Origin of the sequence: Saccharopolyspora sp. NPDC047091 (assembly GCF_040643635.1) — a bacterium.
Classification (GTDB): Bacteria; Actinomycetota; Actinomycetes; order Mycobacteriales; family Pseudonocardiaceae; genus Saccharopolyspora_C.
In genome coordinates this window covers 19,455-44,503 of sequence record NZ_JBEYUS010000012.1, presented here as the reverse complement: position 1 = coordinate 44,503, position 25,049 = coordinate 19,455, and the positions used below count along the sequence as shown (strand labels likewise).

The 25,049-nt window shown below is 72.3% G+C and carries 21 protein-coding genes; 17 read left to right on the top strand and 4 right to left on the bottom strand.

From position 1 onward, the window contains the following. The first annotated feature begins 1 nt into the window (after nt 1). The 9 genes from ABZ805_RS08430 (at nt 2) to ABZ805_RS08390 (ending at nt 10,036) form a co-directional block, all read left to right on the top strand. Nucleotides 2–508: a DUF4262 domain-containing protein gene (locus ABZ805_RS08430; protein ID WP_358436298.1), complete on the top strand. Its 507-nt coding sequence runs from the start codon at nt 2–4 to the stop codon at nt 506–508. Between the two features lie 132 nt (nt 509–640). After that, on the top strand, nt 641–1,228 hold the full coding sequence (ruvC, locus tag ABZ805_RS08425; protein ID WP_358436296.1) for a crossover junction endodeoxyribonuclease RuvC: 588 nt from the start codon (nt 641–643) through the stop codon (nt 1,226–1,228). Then, on the top strand, nt 1,225–1,827 hold the full coding sequence (ruvA, locus tag ABZ805_RS08420) for a Holliday junction branch migration protein RuvA (protein ID WP_358436294.1): 603 nt from the start codon (nt 1,225–1,227) through the stop codon (nt 1,825–1,827). Before ruvC ends, ruvA begins: the two co-directional genes overlap by 4 nt. Further along, nucleotides 1,824–2,933, top strand: coding sequence for a Holliday junction branch migration DNA helicase RuvB (gene ruvB / locus ABZ805_RS08415; protein ID WP_358436292.1), 1,110 nt, complete (start codon nt 1,824–1,826; stop codon nt 2,931–2,933). Before ruvA ends, ruvB begins: the two co-directional genes overlap by 4 nt. Nucleotides 2,934–3,175: 242 nt before the next feature. Further along, nucleotides 3,176–3,601: a preprotein translocase subunit YajC gene (gene yajC / locus ABZ805_RS08410; protein WP_358436290.1), complete on the top strand. Its 426-nt coding sequence runs from the start codon at nt 3,176–3,178 to the stop codon at nt 3,599–3,601. Between the two features lie 581 nt (nt 3,602–4,182). After that, entirely contained in the window at nt 4,183–5,769 is a 1,587-nt protein-coding gene (secD, locus tag ABZ805_RS08405) for a protein translocase subunit SecD (RefSeq protein ID WP_358436288.1), read from the top strand. Nucleotides 5,770–5,771: 2 nt separating this feature from the next. Further along, nucleotides 5,772–6,986 (top strand): protein translocase subunit SecF, encoded by a 1,215-nt coding sequence (gene secF / locus ABZ805_RS08400; RefSeq protein ID WP_358436286.1) that lies wholly within the window; start codon nt 5,772–5,774, stop codon nt 6,984–6,986. Then, nucleotides 6,986–7,528 carry an adenine phosphoribosyltransferase gene (locus tag ABZ805_RS08395; RefSeq protein WP_358436284.1) on the top strand — a complete coding sequence of 181 codons (543 nt, stop codon included), beginning with the start codon at nt 6,986–6,988 and terminating at the stop codon, nt 7,526–7,528. Before secF ends, ABZ805_RS08395 begins: the two co-directional genes overlap by 1 nt. A gap of 195 nt (nt 7,529–7,723) precedes the next feature. Next, nucleotides 7,724–10,036, top strand: a complete 2,313-nt coding sequence (locus ABZ805_RS08390; protein ID WP_358436282.1) for a bifunctional (p)ppGpp synthetase/guanosine-3',5'-bis(diphosphate) 3'-pyrophosphohydrolase — start codon at nt 7,724–7,726, stop codon at nt 10,034–10,036. A 3-nt stretch (nt 10,037–10,039) separates the two neighbouring features. On the opposite strand, the gene ABZ805_RS08385 is transcribed toward ABZ805_RS08390, so the two are convergent. Together ABZ805_RS08385 and ABZ805_RS08380 are read right to left on the bottom strand one after the other, a co-directional pair. After that, complete coding sequence (locus ABZ805_RS08385; RefSeq protein ID WP_358436280.1) at nt 10,040–11,224, bottom strand: cytochrome P450; 1,185 nt, start codon at nt 11,222–11,224, stop codon at nt 10,040–10,042. Nucleotides 11,225–11,341: 117 nt separating this feature from the next. Next, the gene (locus ABZ805_RS08380; protein WP_358436278.1) at nt 11,342–12,088 is read right to left on the bottom strand and encodes a peptidylprolyl isomerase; all 747 of its coding nucleotides are present in this window, start codon (nt 12,086–12,088) and stop codon (nt 11,342–11,344) included. 171 nt (nt 12,089–12,259) lie between these two features. Between ABZ805_RS08380 and ABZ805_RS08375 the strand changes: the two genes are divergently transcribed. Genes ABZ805_RS08375 through ABZ805_RS08365 form a run of 3 tightly spaced genes read left to right on the top strand, consistent with a single transcriptional unit; the run spans nt 12,260 to nt 14,883 of the window. Further along, complete coding sequence (locus ABZ805_RS08375; protein WP_358436276.1) at nt 12,260–12,937, top strand: MBL fold metallo-hydrolase; 678 nt, start codon at nt 12,260–12,262, stop codon at nt 12,935–12,937. Between the two features lie 33 nt (nt 12,938–12,970). Then, nucleotides 12,971–14,236 carry a histidine--tRNA ligase gene (hisS, locus tag ABZ805_RS08370; protein ID WP_358436274.1) on the top strand — a complete coding sequence of 422 codons (1,266 nt, stop codon included), beginning with the start codon at nt 12,971–12,973 and terminating at the stop codon, nt 14,234–14,236. Continuing rightward, on the top strand, nt 14,233–14,883 hold the full coding sequence (locus ABZ805_RS08365) for a hypothetical protein (RefSeq protein WP_358436272.1): 651 nt from the start codon (nt 14,233–14,235) through the stop codon (nt 14,881–14,883). The genes hisS and ABZ805_RS08365 overlap by 4 nt, the downstream gene beginning before the upstream one ends. Before the next feature lie 44 nt (nt 14,884–14,927). Here the strand turns inward: ABZ805_RS08365 and ABZ805_RS08360 are convergent, their stop codons facing one another. Further along, nucleotides 14,928–16,040, bottom strand: coding sequence for a YibE/F family protein (locus tag ABZ805_RS08360; RefSeq protein WP_358436270.1), 1,113 nt, complete (start codon nt 16,038–16,040; stop codon nt 14,928–14,930). A gap of 780 nt (nt 16,041–16,820) precedes the next feature. On the opposite strand from ABZ805_RS08360, the gene ABZ805_RS08355 reads away from it, so the two are divergent. Then, on the top strand, nt 16,821–17,882 hold the full coding sequence (locus ABZ805_RS08355) for an Rv2578c family radical SAM protein (protein ID WP_358436268.1): 1,062 nt from the start codon (nt 16,821–16,823) through the stop codon (nt 17,880–17,882). A 619-nt stretch (nt 17,883–18,501) separates the two neighbouring features. On the opposite strand, the gene ABZ805_RS08350 is transcribed toward ABZ805_RS08355, so the two are convergent. Further along, nucleotides 18,502–19,521 carry a hypothetical protein gene (locus tag ABZ805_RS08350; protein WP_358436265.1) on the bottom strand — a complete coding sequence of 340 codons (1,020 nt, stop codon included), beginning with the start codon at nt 19,519–19,521 and terminating at the stop codon, nt 18,502–18,504. 456 nt (nt 19,522–19,977) lie between these two features. On the opposite strand from ABZ805_RS08350, the gene aspS reads away from it, so the two are divergent. The 4 genes from aspS to ABZ805_RS08330 all read left to right on the top strand — a co-directional run bounded on the left by aspS (nt 19,978) and on the right by ABZ805_RS08330 (nt 24,849). Next, on the top strand, nt 19,978–21,786 hold the full coding sequence (aspS, locus tag ABZ805_RS08345; protein WP_358436262.1) for an aspartate--tRNA ligase: 1,809 nt from the start codon (nt 19,978–19,980) through the stop codon (nt 21,784–21,786). Between the two features lie 306 nt (nt 21,787–22,092). Beyond that, nucleotides 22,093–23,310 (top strand): hypothetical protein, encoded by a 1,218-nt coding sequence (locus ABZ805_RS08340; RefSeq protein WP_358436259.1) that lies wholly within the window; start codon nt 22,093–22,095, stop codon nt 23,308–23,310. Nucleotides 23,311–23,804: 494 nt separating this feature from the next. Further along, nucleotides 23,805–24,170, top strand: a complete 366-nt coding sequence (locus ABZ805_RS08335) for a hypothetical protein (RefSeq protein WP_358436256.1) — start codon at nt 23,805–23,807, stop codon at nt 24,168–24,170. 64 nt (nt 24,171–24,234) lie between these two features. Beyond that, nucleotides 24,235–24,849, top strand: a complete 615-nt coding sequence (locus ABZ805_RS08330; protein WP_358436254.1) for a carbonic anhydrase — start codon at nt 24,235–24,237, stop codon at nt 24,847–24,849. Nucleotides 24,850–25,049 lie beyond the last annotated feature (200 nt).

The following is a 25,049-nucleotide window of genomic DNA, read 5'->3' as shown; positions in this document are numbered from 1 at the left end:
AATGGGCCTCGTGGCGGAGACGGAAGAACAGCTGCGGCAGTGGTTGGTGGACACCGCGGAGCGCCACGGCGCGGCCGTGGTGCACGTGGCGGAGGACGAAGGCGGGGCCGCCCACGCGTTCTCCGTAGGGGCGTGGCGGCGCTTCGGCAAGCCCGAGGTCGTGGTGATCGGATTGCCGAAGGACGTGGCGCAGGCGGTGGTGGACACCTACGTCGCGCGCGTCTCCGGCGGCGAGCGGTTCAGCCCCGGGCAGCTGTACGCGGGATTCCTGGCGAACTGCCCGGTCACCTTCGAACGGATCGCGAAGCAGCACTACCCGGAATACCTGGGCAGCGCGTTCACCGTGTACAAGGGCGCCGACTTCCCGGCGGTGCAGCTGATCGTCGCCGCACCGGACGGCACCTTCCCGTGGCAGCCGGACGCGCCCGGCGGGTTCGCCGAATACCAGCCGGTGCTGACCGACAGCGGAGCCCCCGAGCGCTGGACGCCCGGCGTCGACGGTCCGTGACCGCGGGGCCGGTGCGGCGCGCACCGCGCGGACGGGTGATCATCGGGTGTGTCGTGCGGGAGCGGGACGCCCCGCAGGCGCTAGAGTGTCGAACGGGTGTTCCCGGGTGAGCTGAAGGCCGAGGAGGAAGTCGTGCGCGTGCTGGGAGTCGACCCCGGGCTGACCCGCTGCGGGATCGGCGTGGTGGACGGCGGCCGGAACCGGCACATCTCCTGCGTCGCCGTCGGTGTCGTGCGCACCCCGCCCGCCGACGAGCTGCCGATGCGGCTCAAGGCGGTCGCGGACGCCGTCGAGCAGTGGATGGACGCGCACCAGCCCGAGGTGGTGGCCATCGAGCGGGTGTTCAGCCAGCACAACGTGCGCTCGGTGATGGGCACCGCGCAGGCCTCCGGGGTGGTGGCGCTGGCCGCCGCCCGCCGCGGGCTGCCGGTCGCGTTCCACACGCCGAGCGAGGTCAAGGCCGCCATCAGCGGCTCCGGCCGTGCCGACAAGCGGCAGGTCACGCTCATGGTCACCAAGGTCCTCGGGCTCAGCGAAGCACCCCGGCCGGCCGACGCCGCCGACGCGCTCGCCCTCGCCGTCTGCCACCTGTGGCGGGCGCCGATGAGCTCGCGGCTGGCCGCGGCGGAGGCGAAGGCCGCGGAACTGGCCAAGGCGCACCGGCAACGGCTGCGGGACGCGCGGCGTCCCCCGGCAGGCAGAGGAGACCTCACAGGATGATCGCTTCGGTACGCGGGCCGGTGCTCTCGATCGGGCTGGACCACGCCGTGATCGACGTGGGCGGGCTCGGGCACGCCGTGCACGCCACCCCCGCCACCCTCGCCGGGCTGCGCCGCGGCGAAGAGGCGCTGCTGGCCACGACGCTCGTCGTGCGGGAGGACTCGCTCACCCTGTACGGCTTCGCCGATCCGGAGGCGCGCGACCTGTTCGGGCTGCTGCAGACCGCGTCCGGAGTGGGGCCGCGGCTGGCGCTGGCGACGCTGGCGGTGCTCTCGCCGGACCAGCTGTGCCACGCGCTCGCGGACGGCAACCTCACCACGCTCACCCAGGTGCCCGGCATCGGGAAGAAGAGCGCCGAGCGGCTGATCCTGGAGCTGCGGGACAAGGTCGGCACCCTCGCCGGCAACGGTTCCGGCGAGCTGCCCGGCGCCCCGGACCGCGGCCGGGTCCGCACCGAGGTCGCCGAGGCGCTGGTGGGCCTCGGGTTCTCCGCGAAGCAGGCCGAGCAGAGCGTGGAAGCCGTGCTCGCCGCCGACGGCGCACCCGCCGACACCTCCGCGGTGCTGCGCAAGGCGCTGGCCGCGCTGGGCCCGCGATGAGCGCTCCGCACGAGGACGAGGACCCGCCCGCGGACCTGCTGCCCGGCCAGCTCCCGGCGCGGCAGGCGCTGCCCGGCGAAGCCCCGCTGGATCCGGAGCAGGAACCGGCCGAGCAGGACGTGGAGAGCACGCTGCGCCCGCGCAGGCTCAGCGAGTTCGTCGGCCAGCCGCGGGTGCGCGAACAGCTGCAACTGGTGCTGCACGGCGCGCTCAACCGCCGCGAACAGCCCGACCACGTGCTGTTCTCCGGCCCGCCCGGGCTCGGCAAGACCAGCCTCGCGATGATCATGGCGGCGGAGCTGGGCTCCGCGATCCGGGTGACCTCGGGGCCCGCGCTGGAACGGCCCGGCGACCTGGCGGCGATGCTGTCCAACCTCGCCGAGGGCGACGTGCTGTTCATCGACGAGATCCACCGCATCGCCCGGCCCGCCGAGGAGATGCTGTACCTGGCGATGGAGGACTACCGGGTCGACGTCGTCGTCGGCAAGGGCCCGGGCGCCACCAGCATCCCGCTGGAGATCGCGCCGTTCACGCTGGTCGGCGCCACCACTCGCTCGGGGACGCTCACCGGCCCGCTGCGGGACCGGTTCGGGTTCACCGCGCACATGGAGTTCTACTCGCCCGCCGAGCTGGAGCTGGTGGTGCGCCGCTCCGCGGGCATCCTCGGCGTGGACCTGCGTCCCGACGGCGCCGTCGAGATCGCCCGCCGCTCCCGGGGGACGCCGCGCATCGCGAACCGGCTGCTGCGCCGGGTCCGCGACTACGCGGAGGTGCGCGCCGACGGCGCGGTCACCCTGGACGTGGCGCGGTCGGCGCTGGCGGTCTACGACGTCGACGAGTTCGGCCTGGACCGGCTGGACCGCGCGGTGCTCTCGGCGCTGGTGCGGTCCTTCCACGGCGGGCCGGTCGGGATCACCACCATCGCGGTCGCGGTGGGGGAGGAACCGAGCACGGTCGAGGAGGTCTGCGAGCCTTACCTGGTGCGCGCGGGCATGCTCGCCCGCACCTCGCGCGGCCGGGTCGCGACCGTCGCCGCCTGGCAGCACGTGGGTCTCACCCCGCCGCCGCACGCGCCCGGCGAATCGCAGGCCGTCCTGTTCGAGTAGCCGCCGTTCGAGCCCGTTCCGGCGGCGGGTGGGCTGTGAGTCCGGCCACCTCGCGGGCGATAGGCTGCGCGGCGTTGACGGCCCCGATGGCGCCGCCGGACACCGGTTCGGCCCGCGCGGCCCGACGGGTGGCGGCACGCCCATCGACACGGCTGGCACACTGGAAGCGCTACATCCGAACAATTCGGGCGCCCCGGCAGGTGGTCGGGCGATCCCCGCGGCGTCCGCCGAAACGGAGCATGATGTCTCTCGAATCCTTGTTTCTGCCCCTGCTGATCGTGCTGCTGGCCGTGCCGATGTTCCTCCAGGCGCGCAAGCAGAAGCGTGCCGTGCAGGAGCAGCAGAAGCTGCAGAACTCGCTGACCACGGGTGACCGGGTGATGACGACCTCCGGGCTGTTCGGCACCGTGGTGTCGAGCTCGGACGACAGCATCGACCTGGAGATCGCGCCGGGCGTCGTCACCACCTGGGTGCGCGCCGCCGTCCGCGAGAAGGTCACCACCGAGGAGGCCGCCGAGGTCACCGAGGCCACCGCGACCGAGCAGGACGAGGCCGCCCCCGCGGCCGAGGCGAAGGACGCCGAGGGCGAGCAGCAGGAGGCCACCGCGACCTCCACCGAGTCCTCCGCGCAGGTCGCCGAGCCGATCGAGAAGCAGAAGACCAGCTGAGCCGGAACGGCCGGTGATCAGCACCGGCCGTCCGCCGCGTTCCCGGACCGGCCCGAACGCGGGCCGTCCGGCAGAGCCGTCGAGTCGCCGCCTCGGAGGCGGCGGCTCCGGCCCGCAGCGCGCCCGGCGTCCCGCGCCGTTCGCTCCGCCGCAGCGGAGTATCGCGGCCCGGTCGATGCCCGCCTCCCGCCCTGCGGTGCCGACGCCCCGCCATCCGGCCGACGGGCGGCCGCCGACCGGCGGAGGGAGCTCCCCGCGACCGCCGCCGTGGCGGGTTTACGAATCCCGCACCGCGCCACCGGGCCGCTCCACCCGCGTCCGCCTTGGGCGATTTCCCCAGTTCGCGGGCCCGCGAAGCCGCCCCTCGCGTCTTCCCGCGCCACCCGCCTGGCAGACTGGCGACGGGCCTTCCCAGATCGTGCGGCGTGCTCGTGCTGTTCGGGCGCGTACTGTGATCAACGGCCGTTCCGGGGGTACCTGGAACGGCCGATCATTCGGGGCATCGGATCGCGGGCGCTCCGCCCTGCGCGGCCGATGTCCCGCCCACATTCCGTAGACCGTGGACAGGAGACCGACGCACCGTGGCACCTCCGGCCGGGCAGATCCGCCCAGGGCGTTACCTCGCGATCTTCGCGCTGATCGTCGTGGCGTTGTACGGATTGGTATTCCTCACCGGCGACAAGAAACCCGATCCGAAGCTGGGCATCGATCTCCAGGGCGGCACCCGGGTGACGCTCACCGCGCGCACCCCGGACGGTCGGCCGCCGACGCAGGAATCGCTGACCCAGGCGCGGCAGATCATCGAGACCCGCGTCAACGGCATGGGCATCAGCGGCTCCGAGGTGAACCTCGACGGCTCCAACCTGGTGATCACCGTGCCCGGCGAGGGCGGTGACCAGGCCAAGCAGCTCGGCCAGACCGCGGAGCTGAGCTTCCGCAAGGTGGTGCCGAACATGGTGGCGCCCGCGCAGGCCCCGCCGCCGCAGCCGGGCCAGCCCTCCGGGACCGCGCCGCAGGCCGCCCACGCCCAGCAGCCCGCCGACCCGGAAGCCCAGCAGGCGGCGATCGACGAGGCGAAGAAGACCCGGCAGAGCACCGACCCGAACGTGCAGATGCAGGCGCTCTCCGCGCTGGACTGCAACGCCGAGGACCCGCTGCGCGGCAACGCCGACCCGAAGCTCCCGCTGGTCGCCTGCGACCAGCAGAAGGCGCAGAAGTACGTGCTGGAGCCGGTGTTCATGGAAGGCACCGACATCGCCAACGCGGCGGCGCAGCCGCCGAACCAGCAGGAGCCGAACTGGACGGTGAGCCTGGACTTCACCGCTGACGGCGGCAAGCGCTGGGCGGACTTCACCTCCGCCAACGTCGGCCAGCAGGCCGCGTTCGTGCTCGACGGCGAGGTCGTCTCCGCACCGACGATCAACCAGGCGCTGCTCGGCGGCAACGCCTCCATCAGCGGCAGCTTCAACCAGCAGTCCGCGACGGACCTGGCCGACGTGCTCAAGTACGGCTCGCTGCCGCTGGCGTTCGACCAGTCCGAGGCCGAGACGGTGTCGGCGACGATGGGCGTGGCCGCGCTGGAGGCCGGTCTGATCGCGGGCGGCATCGGCCTGTTCCTGGTCGCGGTGTACTGCCTCGCCTACTACCGGCTGCTCGGCGTGCTCACGGTGCTGTCGCTGGTGCTCTCCGGCGGCATCGTCTACGGCGTGCTGGTGCTGCTCGGGCGGTGGATCGGCTTCACCCTCGACCTGGCGGGCATCGCCGGGTTCATCGTCGCGATCGGCATCACCGCGGACTCGTTCATCGTGTTCTTCGAACGGCTCAAGGATGAGATCCGCGAGGGCCGGACGTTCCGCTCCGCGGTGCCCCGGGCGTGGATCCGGGCGCGGCGCACGATCCTGTCCGCCGACGCGGTGAGCTTCCTGGCCGCGGCCGTGCTCTACGTGCTCGCGGTCGGCCAGGTGAAGGGCTTCGCGTTCACCCTCGGCATGTCGACGGTGCTCGACCTCGTCGTGGTGTTCCTGGTGACGCACCCGCTGGTGGCGCTGGCGTCGAAGAACAAGTTCCTGTCCAAGTCCTCGGTGTCCGGCCTCGGCGCGACGCAGCGCTACGCCGCCGAGCAGCGCGCCGCGCGCTCCCGGGGTGCTTCCAGCGCGAAGGAGGCCTGACGGTGGTCACCCACAGCACCGCCGGCGACGGCGGAAACCGGCGCGCGAGCGTCTTCGAACGCCTCTACATCGGCAACGGCGCCTTCGACATCGTCGGCAAGCGCATGCGCTGGTACGTGTCCCTCGGACTGCTGGTGCTGGTGTGCATCGGCGCGATGGGCATCAAGGGCTTCAACCTGGGCATCGACTTCGAGGGCGGCACCAAGCTGCAGGTCCCCGCCGTCGGCGCGCAGGGCCCGATCAGCGAGGACCAGGTGCAGGAGGCGTTCACCGAAGCGCTCGGGCACCCGGCCGAAACGGTGCAGCTGGTGGGCACCGCGAGCAGCCAGACCATCCAGGTCCGCACCGAGTCGCTGAACACCGCGCAGGTCGCCGAGGTCAAGGAGACGATGTTCCAGCGGCTCCAGCCGCTGGGCACCGACGGCAGGCCGAGCCCGGCCGCGGTCAGCGACAGCGCGGTCAGCGGCACCTGGGGTGGCGAGATCACCCAGCAGGCGCTGCTGGCGCTGGGCGTGTTCCTGGTGCTGGTGACCGTGTTCCTCGCGTTCTACTTCGAGCGCTGGATGGCGGTGGCGGCGCTGATCGCGCTGCTGCACGACGTGGTGGTCACGGCGGGCATCTACGCGCTCACCGGCTTCGAGGTCACGCCGAGCACGGTGATCGGTCTGCTGACGATCCTCGGGTTCTCGCTGTACGACACGGTCGTGGTGTTCGACAAGGTGAAGGAGAACACCCGCGGGCTGCTCGGCCTGACCCGTCGCACCTACCCGGAGGCCGCGAACCTCGCGGTGAACCAGACGCTGATGCGCTCCATCAACACCTCGGTGATCGCGCTGCTGCCGGTGGCCGGCCTGCTCGTGGTCGGCGCCTGGCTGCTGGGCGTGGGCGTGCTGCGGGACCTGGCACTGGTGCAGCTGGTCGGCATGATCGCCGGTGTGATCTCGTCGATCTTCCTGGCGACGCCGCTGCTGGTGGACTTCAAGATGCGCGACCGCAAGTACCGGCAGCAGGCGGCGAAGGTCGTCCAGCGCCGGGAGCGGGGCGCGGCGAAGGAGGCCGACGAACCGGCGGACGAGCAGGCCGAGGCGCGTCCGGAACGGCCGCTGGCCGGCGCGTCCAGCGCTGCGGGCAGGCGCACCGCGCGCTCCGACGCCCCGCAGAACCGGCGGCGGCCCGCGGGCAAGTCCAGCCGCCCGACCGGGAAGAAGCGGCGCTGATGGCGGAGCCGGACGCGGTGCGGGTGCTGCACCCCGCACTGGAGCAGGCGGCGCGGCTGATCCGCGAGGTCCCGGACTTCCCGGAGCCCGGGATCCTGTTCCGCGACATCAGCCCGCTGCTGGCCGACGGGGAGGCGTTCGCGGCGGTCGTGCGCGCGCTCGGTGACGGCCTGGAGTTCGACGTGGTGGCCGGGGTGGAGGCCCGCGGCTTCCTGCTCGGCGCCGCCGTCGCGCACGCGCGCGGCACCGGCGTCGTGGGCCTGCGGAAGCCGGGCAAGCTGCCGGAGGTCGCGGACCGCGTCGACTACCAGCTGGAGTACGGCTCGGCGAGCCTGGAGCTCCCGGCGGCGACCATCAGCCCTGGGCAGCGGGTGCTGGTGGTGGACGACGTGCTCGCCACCGGCGGCACGCTGCGCGCCGCCTGCGAGCTGCTGGGCCGGGCGGGTGCGAAGGTCGTGGCCTCGTCGGTGGTGCTCGAACTGACCGCCCTGGGCGGCCGGGACCGGATGGATTCGGACGTGCAGGCACTGCTGGCGGTGTGAGGATTTTCGGCCCGGGTGATCGGTCCTGGTGAAGTTTTCCCGTCGGCTCGCAGCTGAGAGTGACCGTTCAACGTTTCGGGGGACGGCCGGGGAAGGGCGATAGCCCGAACGGCGTTATTCTCGATGCCCGGGTCGTGACCGCTTCACCGCATCAAGACCCGGGTGCAACGTCCCCTCCATGCCCGGGAGCGCGCGGTGAGCCAAGACGTCGAGTCTCCTGCCCCAGCAGCAACCGAGCAGGCACGCCCCGCCTCGGCGACCAGGCGGGTGCGCGCCCGCTTGGCCAGACGGATCACGGCGCAGCGCGCCGCGGAGGTCAAGCAAGTGCTCGAACCGCTGGCCGCGGTGCACCGCGAGCTGCACCCGCACGCGGACCTGGCGCTGCTGCAGCGGGCCTACGACGTGGCCGAGGACAAGCACAGCCACCAGCGCCGCAAATCGGGCGATCCCTACATCACCCATCCGCTGGCCGTCGCCACCATTCTGGGTGAGCTGGGCATGGACACCACGACGTTGGTGGCGGCGCTGCTGCACGACACGGTCGAGGACACCGACTACTCGGTGGAGCGCCTCAGCGAGGACTTCGGCGACGAAGTGGCGCACCTGGTGGACGGCGTCACCAAGCTGGACAAGGTGAAGCTCGGCGCGGCCGCCGAGGCCGAGACCATCCGCAAGATGATCATCGCGATGGCCCGCGACCCGCGCGTCCTCGTGATCAAGCTGGCGGACCGGCTGCACAACATGCGCACCATGCGCTTCCTGCCGCCGGAGAAGCAGGCCCGCAAGGCCCGCGAAACCCTCGAAGTGCTCGCCCCGCTCGCGCACCGGCTCGGCATGGCCACCATCAAGTGGGAGCTGGAGGACCTGGCGTTCGCCATCCTCCAGCCCAAGAAGTACGACGAGATCGTGCGCCTGGTCGCCAACCGCGCCCCCTCCCGGGACACCTACCTGCGCACCGTCACCGACGAGCTGTCCGGCCAGCTGGAGGCCGCGCGGCTGGCCGCCAAGGTCGAGGGCCGCCCGAAGCACTACTACTCGATCCACCAGAAGATGATCGTCCGCGGCCGCGACTTCGACGACATCCACGACCTGGTGGGCGTGCGCATCCTCGTCGACGAGGTGCGCGACTGCTACGCCGCGATGGGCGTGGTGCACGCGCTGTGGCAGCCGATGCCCGGCCGGTTCAAGGACTACATCGCCCAGCCCCGCTTCGGCGTCTACCAGTCGTTGCACACCACGGTCATCGGTCCCGAGGGCAAACCGCTGGAAGTGCAGATCCGCACCAGCGAGATGCACCGCACCGCCGAGTACGGCATCGCCGCGCACTGGCGCTACAAGGAGACCAAGGGCCGCAACGGCGGCGGTGGCCAGGCGGGCGTCGAAGTCGACGACATGGCCTGGATGCGCCAGCTGCTGGACTGGCAGCGGGAGGCCGCCGACCCCGGCGAGTTCCTCGAATCGCTGCGCTACGACCTCGCCACCCGCGAGATCTTCGTGTTCACCCCCAAGGGCGATGTGATCACGCTGCCGTCCGGGTCGACCCCGGTGGACTTCGCGTACGCGGTGCACACCGAGGTCGGGCACCGGTGCATCGGCTCCCGCGTCAACGGCCGCCTGGTCGCCCTCGAGCGCAAGCTCGAGAACGGCGAGGTCGTCGAGATCTTCACCTCCAAAGCCGAAGGCTCCGGGCCGAGCCGGGACTGGCTGTCGTTCGTGGCCTCCCCGCGGGCCAAGGCGAAGATCAAGCAGTGGTTCGCGAAGGAACGCCGCGAAGAAGCCATCGAGCACGGCAAGGATGCGATCACCAAGGAGATCCGCCGGCTCGGCCTCCCGGTGCAGCGCCTCGTCACCGCCGACTCCATCGCCGCGGTCGCCCGCGAGCTGCACTACGTGGACGTCACCGCGCTGTACGCGGCCGTGGGGGAGCGGCAGGTCTCCGCGCACCACCTGGTGCAGCGGCTCGTCGCGCTGATCGGCGGTGTGGAGCAGGCCGAGGACGAGATCGCCGAGCGCTCCACCCCGTCCACCGTGCAGCAGCGCCGCCGCAGCACCGGCGACTCCGGGGTCGTGGTCAAGGACGCCGGGGACGTGTGGTCCAAGCTCGCCCGCTGCTGCACCCCGGTGCCCGGCGACGAGATCCTCGGCTTCGTCACCCGCGGCGGCGGGGTCAGCGTGCACCGCACCGACTGCACCAACGCCGACGACCTGCGCAAATCGCCGGAACGGCTGGTCGAGGTCTACTGGGCGCCGTCCTCGTCGTCGGTGTTCCTGGTCGCCATCCAGGTGGAGGCGCTGGACCGGCACCGGCTGCTCTCGGACGTGACGAAGGTGCTCGCCGACGAGCGGGTGAACATCCTGTCCGCCTCGGTCACCACCTCGAAGGACCGGGTCGCGGTGAGCCGCTTCTCCTTCGAGATGGGCGACCCGAAGCACCTGGGGCACGTGCTCAAGGCGGTCCGCAACATCGAAGGCGTCTACGACGTCTACCGCGTGACCTCGGCGGCGTGAGGGTCAGGCCGTGATGTCGATCCGCTGGTAGCCGCGGATCGCGAAGGCGGCCGCGCGGCGGGGGCGCTCCAGCAGGGCGTAATCGGGGAAGCGGGCGGCGAACTCGGCCAGCACGACGCCGATCTCCAGGCGGGCCAGCGGTGCCCCCAGGCAGTAGTGCATGCCGAGGCCGAGCGCCAGGTGCGGGTTCGGGGCCCGGGTCAGGTCCAGCTCGTCCGGGGCGGTGAACGCGGCCGGGTCCCGGTTCGCCGCGCCCAGCAGCACCACCACCTTCTCGCCCGCCTCGACCCGGGTCCCGGCCAGCTCCACCGGGTGCACCGCGGTGCGCTCGAACAGCTGGTTCGGGGTGTCGTGGCGCAGCAGCTCGTCCACGGCGGTGCCCACCGCGTCCGGGCCGAGCCCGCGGAACAGGCGCCACTGCGCGGGCCGGTCGTGCAGCGCGACGACGGCGTTGCCGATGCCGTTCACGCTGGCCTCGTGCCCGGCCATCAGCAGCAGCGCGCAGGTCGCCACCAGCTCGTCGCGGTCCAGCGCGCCGGTGCCGACGAGCGCGCTCAGCGGATCGTCACCGGGGTGCGCGCGGCGGTGTTCGACGTGCCCGGCGACGTGCTCGCGGAACTCGCCCGCGGCCAGCTCCGCGTCCCGGCGGCCCGCGTCGTCGAGCTCCGGCTCGTACATCCGCACGATCCGGTTCGACCAGTCCCGCAGCAGCGGGCCGTCGGCGAGCGGGAAGCCGAGCAGCGCGGCGATCACGTCCACCGGCAGCGGCCCGGCCAGCGCGGACATCAGGTCGGCGCGGCCGTGCTCGTCGATCTCGGCGCGCAGCCGGTCCAGGCGCGGGCGGACGAGCTCGGTGGTGGTGGCGCGCATCGCGGCGACGGCGCGGCGGTGGAACAGCGGGGCGACGGCCGCGCGCAACCTGCCGTGCAGCCGCTCGTTCTCCAGCATGCTGAGCCGGTGCAGCGCGTTGAACGCCGCGAACTCCCGCTGCGGAACCCGGTCCACCCACACCCGCCGCAGGTCGCGGTGCCGCAGCACCGCCGAGCACAGCTCGTGCGAGACGGCGACGTGCGCGCCCCACGCCTCGTGCCGGTGCAGCGGTCCCCGCTCGCGCAGCGCGCGGAAGACCGGGTAGGGGTCCGCGACGAAACCGGGATCGGCCGGGTCCAGCGCCGCCACGTCGATCACCTGCGCACCTCCGATCGGTCCGAGCCTAGGCCTCCCGGACGCACCCGAATAGGCCCCGGACGGCGAAGGGCCGCGGAACCGTCCGGTCCCGCGGCCCTCGGCCGAGTCGCGATCGGGTCAGGCGACCTGCGCGGTGTCGATGTGCACCGGCAGCTTCGGCTTCCCGTCGCCCTGACCGGTGTCGTCACCGGCGGCGGCGACCTTGTCCACGACCTGCAGGCCGGGCTCGCCGACGGTGCCGAACACCGTGTACTTCGGCGGCAGCTGCGAGTCGCCGTAGACGATGAAGAACTGGCTGCCGTTGGTGTTCGGCCCCGAGTTCGCCATCGCCAGCGTGCCCCGCGGGTACGTCGGCTGGGAGTCGACCTCGTCGGCGAACGAGTAGCCGGGACCGCCGGAACCGGTGCCGGTCGGGTCACCGCACTGCAGGACCTTCAGGCCTTCGGTGGTCGTCAGCCGGTGGCAGTCGGTGCCGTCGAAGTACTTCGACTGCGCGAGGTGCGCGAAGTTGTTCGCCGCGCACGGCGCCTTGGCGTAGTCCAGCGTGACCGGGATGGCGCCCTGGCCGGTGCTCAGCGTCACCTGCTGGGTCTTCGGCGCATCCGCGCCAGGGGACTCCGGGAGGTCGACCGGCTTCGCCGCGGGCTCACCCGGGGTCGGCTGGTAGACGCAGCTCGGTGCCGCCGCCTCCGACTCACCGCTGCTGTTGATGAAGTACACGACGCCCGCCACGGCCAGGATGACCACCAGCACCGTGGCGCCGAGAGTCATCATCCGACGTCGCTTCGCCTGCTCCGCACGCTGCTCCAACTGCCGTTCGAGCTTGCGCTTGGCGTTCTGGCGACGTTGTTCGTTGCTCGGCACCTGCTCCCTCCCCGGGGGCTCCGACACGATCAGGACACCGTGAGTTTATGGGCCGCCCGGTTCCACGGAACCGGCAGACCGTGCGGGACGATGTTCTAGGCTGAACAGGCCACGGCCCGCCCGTCCGCGGCGGTCGATGATCTCTCGTGTTGGACGACGAAAGGCGCACGCGTGCTGGTGCTCGGGTTCCCCGCCGGACCTCTGCAGGCGAACTGCTACCTGCTCGCCGCGGGCGACGGCGCGGACTGCGTCATCGTCGACCCCGGCCAGGAGGCGACCGAGGCGCTGGAGGAGCAGCTGCGCGAACACCGGCTCGACCCGGTGGCGGTGCTGCTCACCCACGGGCACTTCGACCACGTCTTCTCCGCGGGCGAGGTGTGCCGCGCGCACGACGTGCCCGCCTGGATCCACCCGGCCGACCGGTACATGCTCACCGATCCCGCCGCCTCGATGGGCCCGCAGGGCGCCGAGCTGTTCGAGGCGCTGCCGCCGCTGGTCGCGCCCGGCGACGTCCGGGACCTCGGCGACGGCGACGTGCTGGAGCTCGCCGGGCTCGAACTCGGCGTCACGCACAGCCCCGGCCATACCGGCGGGTCGGTGCTGTTCGGCGTCGGCACGGAGGAGGGCGGTCGGCTGCTGCTGGCCGGGGACACCCTGTTCGCCGGCGCCATCGGACGCACCGACCTGCCGGGCGGCGACCACGGGACGATGCTGCACACGCTGCGCACGCGCATCCTGCCGCTCGTCGACGACACGGTCGTCCTGCCCGGCCACGGACCCACCACCACCATCGGCCGCGAGCGCGCGAGCAACCCGTTCCTGCAGGACCTGGCTCCCGCCGACCGGTGACCCACCCAGCTTGAGGACAGCGAAGCACCCCTGATGAGCACCTTCACCGCCCCCAAGGGCATTCCCGAGTACTACCCGCCGGAATCCGCCGGGTTCCTCGCCGTGCGCGACACGCTCGCCGCCGCGGCCCGCCGCGCCGGGTACGGCTACGTCGAACTGCCCCTGTTCGAGGACACCACCCTGTTCGCGCGCGGCGTCGGCGAATCCACCGACGTGGTCAGCAAGGAGATGTACACCTTCGCCGACCGCGGCGGCCGCTCGGTGACGCTGCGCCCCGAGGGCACCGCGGGCGTGATCCGCTCGGTCATCGAGCACGGCCTCGACCGCGGGCAGCTCCCGGTGAAGCTGCAGTACAGCGGCGCGTTCTTCCGCTACGAGCGGCCGCAGGCCGGGCGCTACCGGCAGCTGCAGCAGGTCGGGGTGGAGGCGATCGGCGTGGACGACCCGGCGCTGGACGCCGAGGTGATCGCCATCGCCGACGAGGGCTACAAGCGGCTCGGCCTCACCGGCTACCGCATCGAGCTCAGCTCCCTCGGCGACGCCGCCTGCCGGCCGGACTACCGCGCGAAGCTGCAGGAATTCCTCGGCGGGCTGCCGCTGGACGAGGCGACCCGGCAGCGCGCCGAGCTGAACCCGCTGCGGGTGCTGGACGACAAGCGGCCCGAGGTGCGCGAGCTGGTGGCCGACGCCCCGCTGATGGTGGACCATCTGTCGGCGGAGTCGAAGGAGCACTACGAGCAGGTCAAGCAGCACCTGACCGACCTGGGCGTCGCGTTCGTGGAGAACCCGCGGCTGGTGCGCGGCCTGGACTACTACACCAAGACCACCTTCGAGTTCGTGCACGACGGGCTCGGCGCCCAGTCCGGCATCGGCGGCGGTGGCCGCTACGACGGGCTGATGGCGGAGCTCGGCGGCGCGGAGCTGTCCGGCATCGGCTTCGGCCTCGGCGTGGACCGCACCCTGCTGGCCTGCCAGGCCGAGGGCATCGAGGTCGGGGATCGGACCCGGTGCGAGGTGTACTGCGTGCCGCTGGGCGAGGCCGCGAAGCGGCGCCTCGTCACCGTCGCGGCGGGCCTGCGCGACGCCGGGGTGCGCACCGACGTCGCCTACGGCGGCAAGGGACTCAAGGGTGCGATGAAGGCCGCCGACCGCTCCGGCGCCCGGTTCGCGCTGGTGCTCGGCGAGCGCGACGTCGAAGCGGGCAGCGCGCAGCTCAAGGACCTCGGCACCGGCGAACAGCGGGCGGTGCCGCTGGACGAGCTGGTCACCCAGGTCGCCGCGGCCGTGGCCGAGCTATGACCGAACCCGCGGACGCGCCCGTCGAGACCGTCGGGCTGGACCTGCTGGACCGCGCCACCGTGCGCAAGCGCGCCCGCAACGTGGTGATCGCCGCGCTGGTGGTGGCCGCCGCGTTCGGCGGGATCGTCGGGCTCGTCGCGGGCCCGGTCGGGTTCGCGGTGGGCACGGCGGTGGTGGCGGTGCCGCTGCTGCTGCTCGCGCTCAGCGAATCCCGCAAGACGACCTGGCTGCACGGCGGCTCGGTCTCGGTGCGGGCGTTGGGCACCCGGACGGTGGACCTGCGGACGGCGGACCGGCTCGACCTGGTGATCACCGACGTGCGCGGGATGCGGACGGTGAGCCTGCTGGTCGGTGGACCGCCGAAGGGCAAGGCCGTGTCGGTGGCGCTGGCGATGTACGCGGGCACCGGCGGGCGCGAGCTCGGCGTGCTGGCGCTGCGGCGCATCGCCGACGCGTTGGCGTCCATCGGGGACACGCACGCGCTGGTGCTCTCCGAACTGGTCGTGGCCCAGCTGAAGTCCGAAGCGAGGGGCGACGGCGCGGCGGCCCGCCCGCTGTACCGGCTCGCCTCGCTGGCCCCGCAGGGGCGGATGGCGCAGAAGCTGAACCCGCAGGCCGTCGCCGGTTTCGTCACCACCCTCGACTGATCGGGTGCGCGGCCCGCTCGCCGGGCGGGCCGTGCACCCGGGTGCTACGCGCGGGTCCCGCCCGTTTCGCGGGACGCGACCAGCGCCGCGATCAGCGTGGTGATCGGCACCGCGGCGACCAGGCCGATGCTGCCCACCAAGGTGCGCACCACCTCCTGGGCGACCGCCTGGGTGCTGATGACCTCGCCGAAGCCGCGGCCCGACAGCGAGTACGCCAGCAGCAGCGGCAGCGACGCACCCGCGTACGCCAGCACCAGCGTGTTCACCGCCGACGCCACGTGGTCCCGCCCGATGCGCAGCCCCGCCTGGTAGAGCTTCCGCCAGCCCATCGTCGGATCGGCCCGCCGCAGCTCCCACACCGCGCTCGTCTGGGTGACCGTCACGTCGTCGAGCACGCCCAGCGCGCCGATCACGATGCCCGCCAGCAGCAGCCCCCGCGCGTCGATCGGCGTGCCCAGCGCGGCGATGAGGGTCGAGGTGTCGTCGTCGAGCCCGGTCAGCTGCGTCGTCGCCGAGAACAGCACGCTGAGCCCGCCGATCAGCGCCAGGCTCAGCAGCGTGCCGAGCACCGCCGTCGAGGTGCGCGCGGAGAACCCGTGCGTCAGGTACAGCACCACGAACATGATCAAGCCGGAGCCGACGACGGACACCAGCAGCGGGTTCTCCCCGGCCAGGATCGCGGGCAGCACGAACCCGATCAGCACCACGAAGCTCAGCACCAGCGCGCCCAGCGCCGCCAGGCCCTGCCAGCGGCCCAGCAGCAGCACCGCCACCGCGAACACCAGGCCGAGCACCAGCAGCGGACTGCCCCGCTGGAAGTCCACCACCTGGTAGGACGACTCCTCCTCCGGGTTGGCGCCCGCGTACGACAGCACCACCCGGTCGCCGACCGCGAACCGCGGCGTGCCGGGCTCGACGGGCATCACCTGGGCGATGGTCCGGCCCGGGGTCGGCCCGTCCGACATCCGCACTTGGAGGGTGACGCAGCCGCCCGAGTCACCGCAGCCGCCCGCCGCGGAGGCCACCACCTCGCCGTTCACCGGGTACTGGCCGAGGCCCAGGTCGGCGCCGGTGCGCTGCTGGTGGCCGAACGGGTAGAGCAGCAGGGTGCCGATGATCGCGGCGAGCGCGAACGGCACCAGGGCGACGGCGAGCACGCGCTTGACGGTGCGGGAGGCGGGAGGACCGTCGTGTCCGTGTCCGTGTCCGTGTCCGTGTCCGTGTCCGTGTCCGATGGCGGTGGCGCCGGTGCTCGGGCCGGGGTCGGCGGGCGGTGCCTCGGCGCGCGTGCCGTCGTCCGGTCCGGCCGCCGCGCGGGCCCCGGTCCGCTCGGTGCGGTCGCCCGGTGGACGCCGACGTGCGCGTGCGCGCCCGGGATCTCCGGGGCCCTCGTCCGGGTTCCGCCTCGGGTCGCGGCGGCGCCCGGGATCCGCGGGAGTGCCGGGGCCGCTGCGCCTGCGTTCGCCGCCGGGCGCGGGTTCGCGGGGGCCGGGCTCCTCGCTGCGCCTGCGCCTGCCCGGTTCGGGGCCGCCGGTGTCGCCGCTCGGTTCGTCCGGGCGTCGCCGCCTGCCGCGGGGCCCGGTCGCGTCGGGATCGGCCGGGCGGCCCGGTTGCGCGGGATGCGGTCCGGTCCGCGGCTCGCCGGGTTCTCCCCGGGGCGGGGGCTGGGCTCGGGGGCCGGGCGGCGGTCCGCCTTCCTCCGGTCCGGGGCGGCGCGGGGGCCGGGGTCGGCCGGGGCGAGGTCGGCGATGCTCTCCGCCGCCGGGAGACCCTGCTGGAGGCACGTCGGTCACCCGCCAATCGTATGGGGTGGCGCCGGGGCCGCATCGACTCTCCGCCGTCGCACGATCACCGCAGCGCACCGGCCGTCGGATGCAGCTCGATCGAGTGAGGTGCGACCCCTGGACACCGAATCGAATGTGTGTTCGACTCGAATCATGCGGTGGGAGAAGCAGCGAACGGCGGGGGCGGACCAGCGGTTGCCGCTGGACCTGGACGAAGGTCGCGGCGGCGGCCGGGCCGGGCTCGCGGAGCCGGGACCGGGCCCGGTGGCCGCGGGGACGGACGAGGCGATCGCGATCGAGGTGCAGGCGAAGACGATCATCAACCGGGTGCCGGGGGAGTCCGGTGTGCCGTTCCGCTGGACGATCAACCCGTACCGGGGCTGCTCGCACGCCTGCCGGTACTGCTTCGCGCGCCGGACGCACACCTACCTGGACCTCGACTCGGGTCGTGACTTCGACAGCAAGATCGTGGTGAAGGTGAACGCGGGCGCCCTGGTGCGGCGGGAGCTGGCCCACCCGCGCTGGGCCGGTGATCCGATCGCGATGGGCACCAACACCGATCCGTACCAGCGCGCGGAGGGGCGGTACCGGCTGATGCCGGAGATCATCGCCGCGCTGCGGGACCGGGCGAACCCGTTCTCGGTGCTGACGAAGGGCACGTTGATCCTGCGGGACCTGGAGCTGCTGCGGCAGGCGGCCCGGGTCGCGCCGGTCTCGGTGGCGGTGTCCCTCGGCTCGCTGCACGAGGGGGTGTGGCGGGAGGTCGAACCGGGTGCTCCGGCGCCGGCGCGGCGACTGGACGTGGTGCGCAGGCTGACCGAGGCGGGCGTGGGCTGCTCGGTGATGATGGCGCCGATCCTGCCGGGCCTCAGCGACGCGCCGGAGCAGCTGGAGGAGACGGTCGCCGCGCTGGTGGCGGCGGGCGCCACGAGCATCACGCCGCTGGTGCTGCACCTGCGCCCCGGCGCGCGGGAGTGGTACCACGCCTGGTTGAGCGAGCGGCGTCCCGATCTGCTGCCGCTGTACGAGCGGCTGTACCGCCACGGCGCCCATCCGCCGAAGTCCTACCGGGACGGCGTGGTCGAGCGGGTGCGGGCCGCGCAGCGGCGGCACGGGATGTGCACCGACCGGCCGGACGACGGGTTCCGCCTGGTGGCGGGGAGTGCGGCGCCGGCCGGGGGAGGCGGTGGTGCCGATCAGCTCACGCTGTTGTGAGCCGGGGCCGCCTCGGGGCAGAGGTCTGGTCCAACTTCGGCGGAATCGGCGCCGCCGGTGAATCCGCGGTCGGGGGACTCGTGGTTTCCCGGTTCGGCCCGGTGATTTCCGGACTCGCGATCCGGCGCTGAAAATCGTTGTCGAAATACCTACTAAAGTAGGTCGGATGCACTGAGTTCTTCTGCGTGAACTAATCCTGCCCCTGGCTGAAATCCCTGGTCGATGATTCATTTCGAAGGGAAGATGACTACTCTGAGTGTCGGAAGCTGATCCGCTGAACGAGTGACCGAGTCAGGTGATTGCGGCGGCACGAACACCGGCAGGCGCGGTTCGGGCGCCGGGAGCTGCCGTCGCCGACCCGTCCGGCGGAGTCGTGCCCGTGCGGCCGCCCGTCCGAACGCTCGGCGTCCGCTCGGGTTAGCCAGGCCGCCCGTCGCGGCTGCCCGTGCCCCGTCGCGGCCCGTCGGCTCGGTCCGCTGCGGCCGCCCGTGCCGCGGCTCGGCTCGGCCCGCAGCGCCTGCCGCGACAGCCGTCCCGGGCTGCCCCGGCGGGGCCCGTACATGCTTCGACGGCCCCCGGTGGAACCGGAGGCCGTCGGGAAGCGGGGGTGCGCGGAGGCTCAGCGCCCGTCGAGCAGGGCGCGGCGCGACGGTTGCCAGCGGACGCCGAACACGCCCATGCCGAAGTCCAGCGTCACCGCGTGCGTGCGGGCGTGCCGGTCCAGCGACAACGGCTTCGGCGGTGCCACCTCGTTCGCGGCCGAATCGCCGACGAAGCTCTCCACGTGGTCGGGCGGGCAGGCCGGGTCGAACTCCAGCTCCACCACGTACTGCCGCACCGGCAGCCGGAACAACCGGCAGAACGTGTACTCCGGCTCGTTCGCGCCGGTCGGCATGTCCGAGATCTCGTACTCGAGCAGCATCGTCTCGCCGCGCTCGAGCGGCCGGTCGAACAGCAGCTCCGCCACGATCACGTCCCGGGCGTGGTCGGTGAGCACCTGCCCGATGCGGCAGGACCGCAGCGGCCGGATCGTCGGTGATACCGGGCTGGTCGACGCGCCGTCGAACATCACCACCCAGCGGTCCGCCCCGTTCGCCTCGGCGCGCACCAGCTTGCTGGCGCGCACCATGCGCTGATCGCCGTAGGCGTCGATGTGCACCACGTCGTGCTGCGACAGCCGGGTCAGCTTGCTGTCGTGCGTGGTGTCGATCCTGGTCAGCAGCTCCACCGCGGACTCGTTCTCGGACCACAGCTCGCTCAGCGGCGGCGCGTCGTGCGCGGCCTGCCGGGTGCGGCCCCGTGGTCGCGGCGGGCCGAGCAGGGCCGACAGCGCGCCGTCCGGGATGCCCAGCACGTTCTCCAGCTGTTGCAGCGCGAGCAGCGAGTCGGGGCGTTCGGGCCGCCTGCGGCCGGATTGCCAGTAGCTCAGCGCGGTGATGCTCACCGGCGTGCCGCGGGTCTGGAGGCGGTGCTGGATGCGTTCCAGGCTCAGCCTGCTGGCGCGGATCGCCGCGCGCAGCGCCACCTCGAACGGTCCGGTTCGCAGGAGATCAGCGAGCTCGGGCGATACCTGTGGGGCGGGCTCGCTGCGGACGGCTGTGCGCGACGTGGAACGGATGTCGGTCTTCGGACCGGTCATGGTTACTCCTCGTGTCCGCCGAACTCGCGAACTTACGCTAATGAGTGAGACTCAGCCACGCAACGATCAAGTTTCGGTTCCACCCACCTACTAAAGTGTGAGGCGAATTCGCGCGCTTTGTGTTCAGCCGAGCGTCCTTTGCTCCGCCCGGCCCTCTCCACTTCGCCGAGTGCGCGAACCGGAACTCCCGGTGCCGTTCTCGGACCGCGGTTCGCGGATCGAGCGGATCGGCCGGAACGCGAATGCCGGAAACCCGGCGCCGCGCACCACGTCGGGGGTGGTCCGCCGAAACCGGCACCGGCGCGCGGAAACCTGCTGGACGGCGCGCCTGCCACGTTGGATAGCCTGATGACTCTCACGTCCGCGGTCGCCACCGAGCCGTGCCGCGCCCGGACGTCGCAGCACCGCCGCAGGGCGGTTGTCGCATTCGTCGACCTGAAGAGGAGCTCAGTACCCGTGATGCGCACGCACGAGGCCGGATCGCTTCGCGCCGGTCATGCCGGGCAGTCCGTCACCTTGGCAGGCTGGGTTGCGCGCCGCCGCGATCACGGTGGAGTGATCTTCATCGATCTCCGCGACGCTTCGGGCGTCGCCCAGGTGGTCTTCCGCGAAGGCGAGATGGCCGAGCGCGCCCACCGGCTGCGCGCCGAGTTCTGCGTCCGGATCACCGGTGACGTGGTGCGCAGGCCCGAGGGCAACGAGAACACCGAGATCGGCACCGGCGAGATCGAGGTCTACGCCACCGAGCTCGAAGTGCTCTCCGAGTCCGCGCCGCTGCCGTTCCCGCTGGACGAGCACCTCGAGGTCGGCGAGGAGATCCGCCTCAAGCACCGCTACCTGGACCTGCGCCGCTCCGGCCCCGCCCGGATCATGCGGCTGCGCAGCGACATCAACCGGGTCGCCCGCGAGGTGCTGCACGAGCGGGACTTCGTCGAGATCGAGACGCCGACGATGACCCGCTCCACCCCGGAGGGCGCCCGCGACTTCCTGGTGCCCGCGCGCCTGCAGCCCGGTTCCTGGTACGCGCTGCCCCAGTCGCCGCAGCTGTTCAAGCAGCTGCTCATGGTCGGCGGCATGGAGCGCTACTTCCAGATCGCGCGCTGCTACCGCGACGAGGACTTCCGCGCCGACCGGCAGCCGGAGTTCACCCAGCTCGACATCGAGATGAGCTTCGTCGAGCAGGACGACGTCATCGAGCTCGGCGAGCGGATCGTCGCCGGCCTGTGGAAGCTGATCGGGCACGAGATCCCGCTGCCGATCCCGCGGATGACCTACGCGGACGCGATGGCCCGCTACGGCAGCGACAAGCCGGACCTGCGCTTCGGGCTGGAGCTCACCGAGCTCACCGAGTACTTCGCCGACACCCCGTTCCGGGTGTTCCGCGCGCCCTACGTTGGTGCGGTCGTCATGCCGGGCGGCGGCAGCCAGCCGCGGCGGCAGCTCGACGCCTGGCAGGACTGGGCGAAGCAGCGCGGCGCAAAGGGCCTGGCCTACGTGCTGGTCGGCGAGGACGGCACCCTGTCCGGCCCGGTCGCCAAGAACCTGTCCGACGCCGAGCGCGACGGCCTGGTCGCGGCGGTCGGCGCCAACCCCGGTGACTGCGTGTTCTTCGCCGCGGGCGAGCGGTCCCCCTCGCGCGCGCTGCTGGGCGCCGCGCGGCTGGAGATCGGCGAGCGCTGCGGGCTGATCGACCACGACGCCTGGTCGTTCGTGTGGGTGGTGGACGCGCCGATGTTCGCGCTGATCGCCGACAGCGACGACGTCGCGGTGGGCAGCGGCCGCTGGACCGCGGTGCACCACCCGTTCACCGCGCCGAACGCGGACTGGGCGGAGACGTTCGACGAGGACCCGGAGCACGCGCTGGCCTGGGCCTACGACATCGTCTGCAACGGCAACGAGATCGGTGGCGGCTCCATCCGCGTGCACCGCGCGGACGTGCAGGAGCGGGTGTTCTCGGTGCTGGGCATCTCCGAGGAGCAGGCGCAGGAGAAGTTCGGCTTCCTGCTCGACGCGTTCAAGTTCGGCCCGCCGCCGCACGGCGGCATCGCCCTCGGCTGGGACCGGATCTGCATGCTGCTGGCCGGGGCCGACTCGCTGCGCGAGGTCATCGCCTTCCCGAAGAGCGGCGGCGGTTTCGACCCGCTGACCTCCGCGCCCGCCCCGATCACGGCGGAGCAGCGCAAGGAGGCCGGGGTGGACGCCAAGCCGGCCGCGAAGGGCACCGACCCGGTGCCGACCGAGCAGCTCACCGAGAAGCAGAGCTGACCCGGCGGCCGCCGGGCCGACAGCAGGTGCGGGGCCGCGCTGCACGAGCAGCGCGGCCCCGTTCGTCGCCCGGAGCCGGTTCGCGCGCGAAACGATGCAACGCGAGCGCGGCTCGGTTCCGTCGGGATGACGTGGGAGCGCCGGACCGGTGCGCGACGGTCTCGCGGGCCCGGTTCCGGGTACCCGCCGGCGCAGGTGGGGTTCAGCCGAGCGAGCACGTGCGGTGCGCGCGCCGCTACCAGCGGTGGCGTACTTGACCGGTCTTGCCCGTTCGGGTTCAGGTTGTGGGGGTAGTGTCTGGAGACGATGAGCGTGGAGATCACTTCCGGCCCTCCGGAGGTCCGTGTGCCCGCCAGCACCACGGTGACCGACACCGTCGGCACCGCCGAAGCCGTGCTCAGCAAGCGCATGGGAGCCCCGGTCCGGCTCGCCGACGCCGAGGACCTCGGTGGCAGCGAGCGCTCCGTCGTGCTCCGCGTGCGCGTAGCCGAGACGCCGTACGAGCTGCCGCGCACCCTGGTGCTTAAGCACTACGGGGAATGCCCGGAGGAAGCCCGCTCCGATCCGTTCGCGCACGAGGCGGCGAGCTGCCAGCTGGCGACCGCGCTGCCCCCGGAGATCCGCGTCGGTCCCGAGCTGATCGCGCACGACGCCGAACGCCGGCTGCTCGTGCTGGAGGACCTGGGCCGCGGTTCCACGCTAGAGGACGTGCTGTTCGGCGAGGACCCGCGGGCCGCCGAGCGGGCGCTGCTGGCGTGGGCGCGGGCGCTGGGCAGGCTGCACACGACGCTGGCCGGCCGAGAGGCCGACTTCGAAGCGCTGATGCGCCGGGTGGGCGCCAAGTCCTGCGCGGACCCGGTGGCCGAGGACATCGTGCGGTCGCTGGAGGACCTGCCGGAGCTGATCGAGCAGTCCCTCGGCGTGCGCACCCCGCCGGAGGTGTCGGCCCGGCTGCAGTCGGCGGCGGAGCTGCTCGACCAGAGCCGCTACCGCTCGTTCAGCCCCTCGGACATCTGCCCGGACAACAGCCTGGTGACCGGTACCGGGGTGCGGTTCCTGGACTTCGAGTGGGGCTGCGTGCGGGACGTCGCGCTGGACGCGGCGTACCTGCAGTACCCGTTCCCGTCGTCCTGGTGCTCGTACTCGCTGCCGGAGAACCTGTCGGACGGGATGCTGGCGACCTGGCGCTCGGAGATCGCCGAGGTGTGGCCGGAGCTCGACGACGACGAGGTGCTGCTGCCCCGCCTGTTCGACGCGCAGGTGCTGTGGGTGTGGGTCTCGACGTGGTGGTTCCTGCCGCGCACGGGTGAGTCGGACCGGCCGATCGACCTGCACATGCCCTCGCCGCGGCGGAGCACCGCGCTGGTGGACCGCTGGCGCAAGCTGCGGGACGACGCCGTGGAGTGCGGTGAACCGGGGCTGGCCGGCTACGCCTCCTCGATGGTCGACGCCCTGGTGGAGCGGTTCGGGGCGGGCGCGCTGCAGCTGCTGCGCTACCCGGCGTTCCGCGACGAGGAGAAGTAGCGCTCTTCCTTCCCGGACCTCGGCCACCCAACCGTGCGCGGGGCCGTTCACGTCGACGTGATCCCGGCGTCACGGGCTGGACATCCGGATTTCGTTGAGATCTCATCGAGATGAATCGTGCCGCCCCCGATGTACTCGAACGGGTTCAAGTTTCGGTTTCTGGTCCAGCACAGGTAGCGAAACGTGCATGTGGAGCGCTGTTCGAGTGCCTCGCTTGCGCCCTCCGGGTGGAGGTCCGATTGTGCGCATTAATCTTTCTTCATCTTTAGGGCGATGATCACCCTTGCATTTACACTGGGTGAGTCGGATACGTTGTGTCGAGCAACCGGAAGGCGCCTTCCCGCAGTGGAGTCGCCTCGGATGCGGACAGCGGAGCGAATCCCGCCGCACTCGTGCGGGAACCTCCGAGTCACGGGACGTATCGGCCGGGCACCGTCGCCCCCGACATCCCCATCGGCCGCAGGCCACCAGTGCACGTCGCCCCAGGAGGCACCATGCGTATCAGGATCGTGAGGGCGGGACTGTTCCTGCTGTTCACGGTTCTGCTCGCCGTGGTCGTGCCGTTCCAGTCGACGCTGTGCGCGGAACTGGCGGTCCGCAACACCTCCGAGATCAAGACCAACGAGATCAAGGAGCACAGCGAGAAGGTCCGCCAGCGCCCGGCGGCGACCTCGCCGTCCCGGCGCGAGACCCGCACGCCCGACCCGCGGGAACCGCTGCCGCGGTCCTTCCGCGAGGACCTCGCCGCGCGGCACGCCCCGCTCGGCTCCCGCCTCGGCGGCCACCCCTGCTCGCAGCGCGACGCGCACTGCGTACGGGAGAGACACGCTCCGGCAGTGCTGCAGGTCTACCGGCACTGATCGGTGTTCCGCGAACGGACACCGAAACACCGTGATCTCCCTCGACGCTCAGTGAGGCGGCGCAATGAATTTCGAACACCTGGTGGACCACGCGCGTCGGCACCCGCGCACGATCTCGGAAGCACACCGTCGGGAACTCGCTTCCGGGCAGCAGCCCGTCGCGCTGTTCATCACCTGTTCGGATTCGCGAGTGATGCCCTCCCGCATCACCGGGGCCGAACCGGGAAAGCTCTTCGAATTGCGCACCGCGGGCAACGTGGTGCCGCACTACGTCCCGGATTCCGCATCGAGCGAAATGGCGACGATCGAGTACGCCGTGCTCCAATTGCGCATTCCGGAGATCGTGGTCTGCGGGCATTCGCACTGCGGTGCCGTGACCGCGAAGTGCGTGGCCGGGTGCGGCCTGGAGCAGCTGCCCGCGCTGCGGACCTGGCTGGGCACCGGCGAACCGCCGCAGACCGCGCCGGTCGGGCCCGACCCGGCGGTGCGCTCCGAGAGCAAGGCCCACGTCCGGGAACAGCTGGACACGCTGTTCGAATACCCGTTCATCCGGGACCGGGTGGCGCAGGGCGACCTGCGGGTGCACGGGTGGTTCTACGAGATCGACACCGGTCTCGTGTTCCGCAGCCCGGACCGCACTCCGGATTCGCCCGCCGACGTGGATTTCCTGCCGCTGTGATCACGGCCGCGCACCGACGCGCGGTATGTGCGGCATTCGGCGCAATTCGCTGAACCGAACACCTCAATGCGGATCCGTCGGGGTGCGCGCTCGGAAAGGGGCGCGCACCGGCGGTTCCGATCTCGGCGTCCCGCGATCGCGCGGAACGCCGGTCCTCCCGAGCGGAACGGGCGCGGCCGCCTGCCGCGCGCGACCGACCT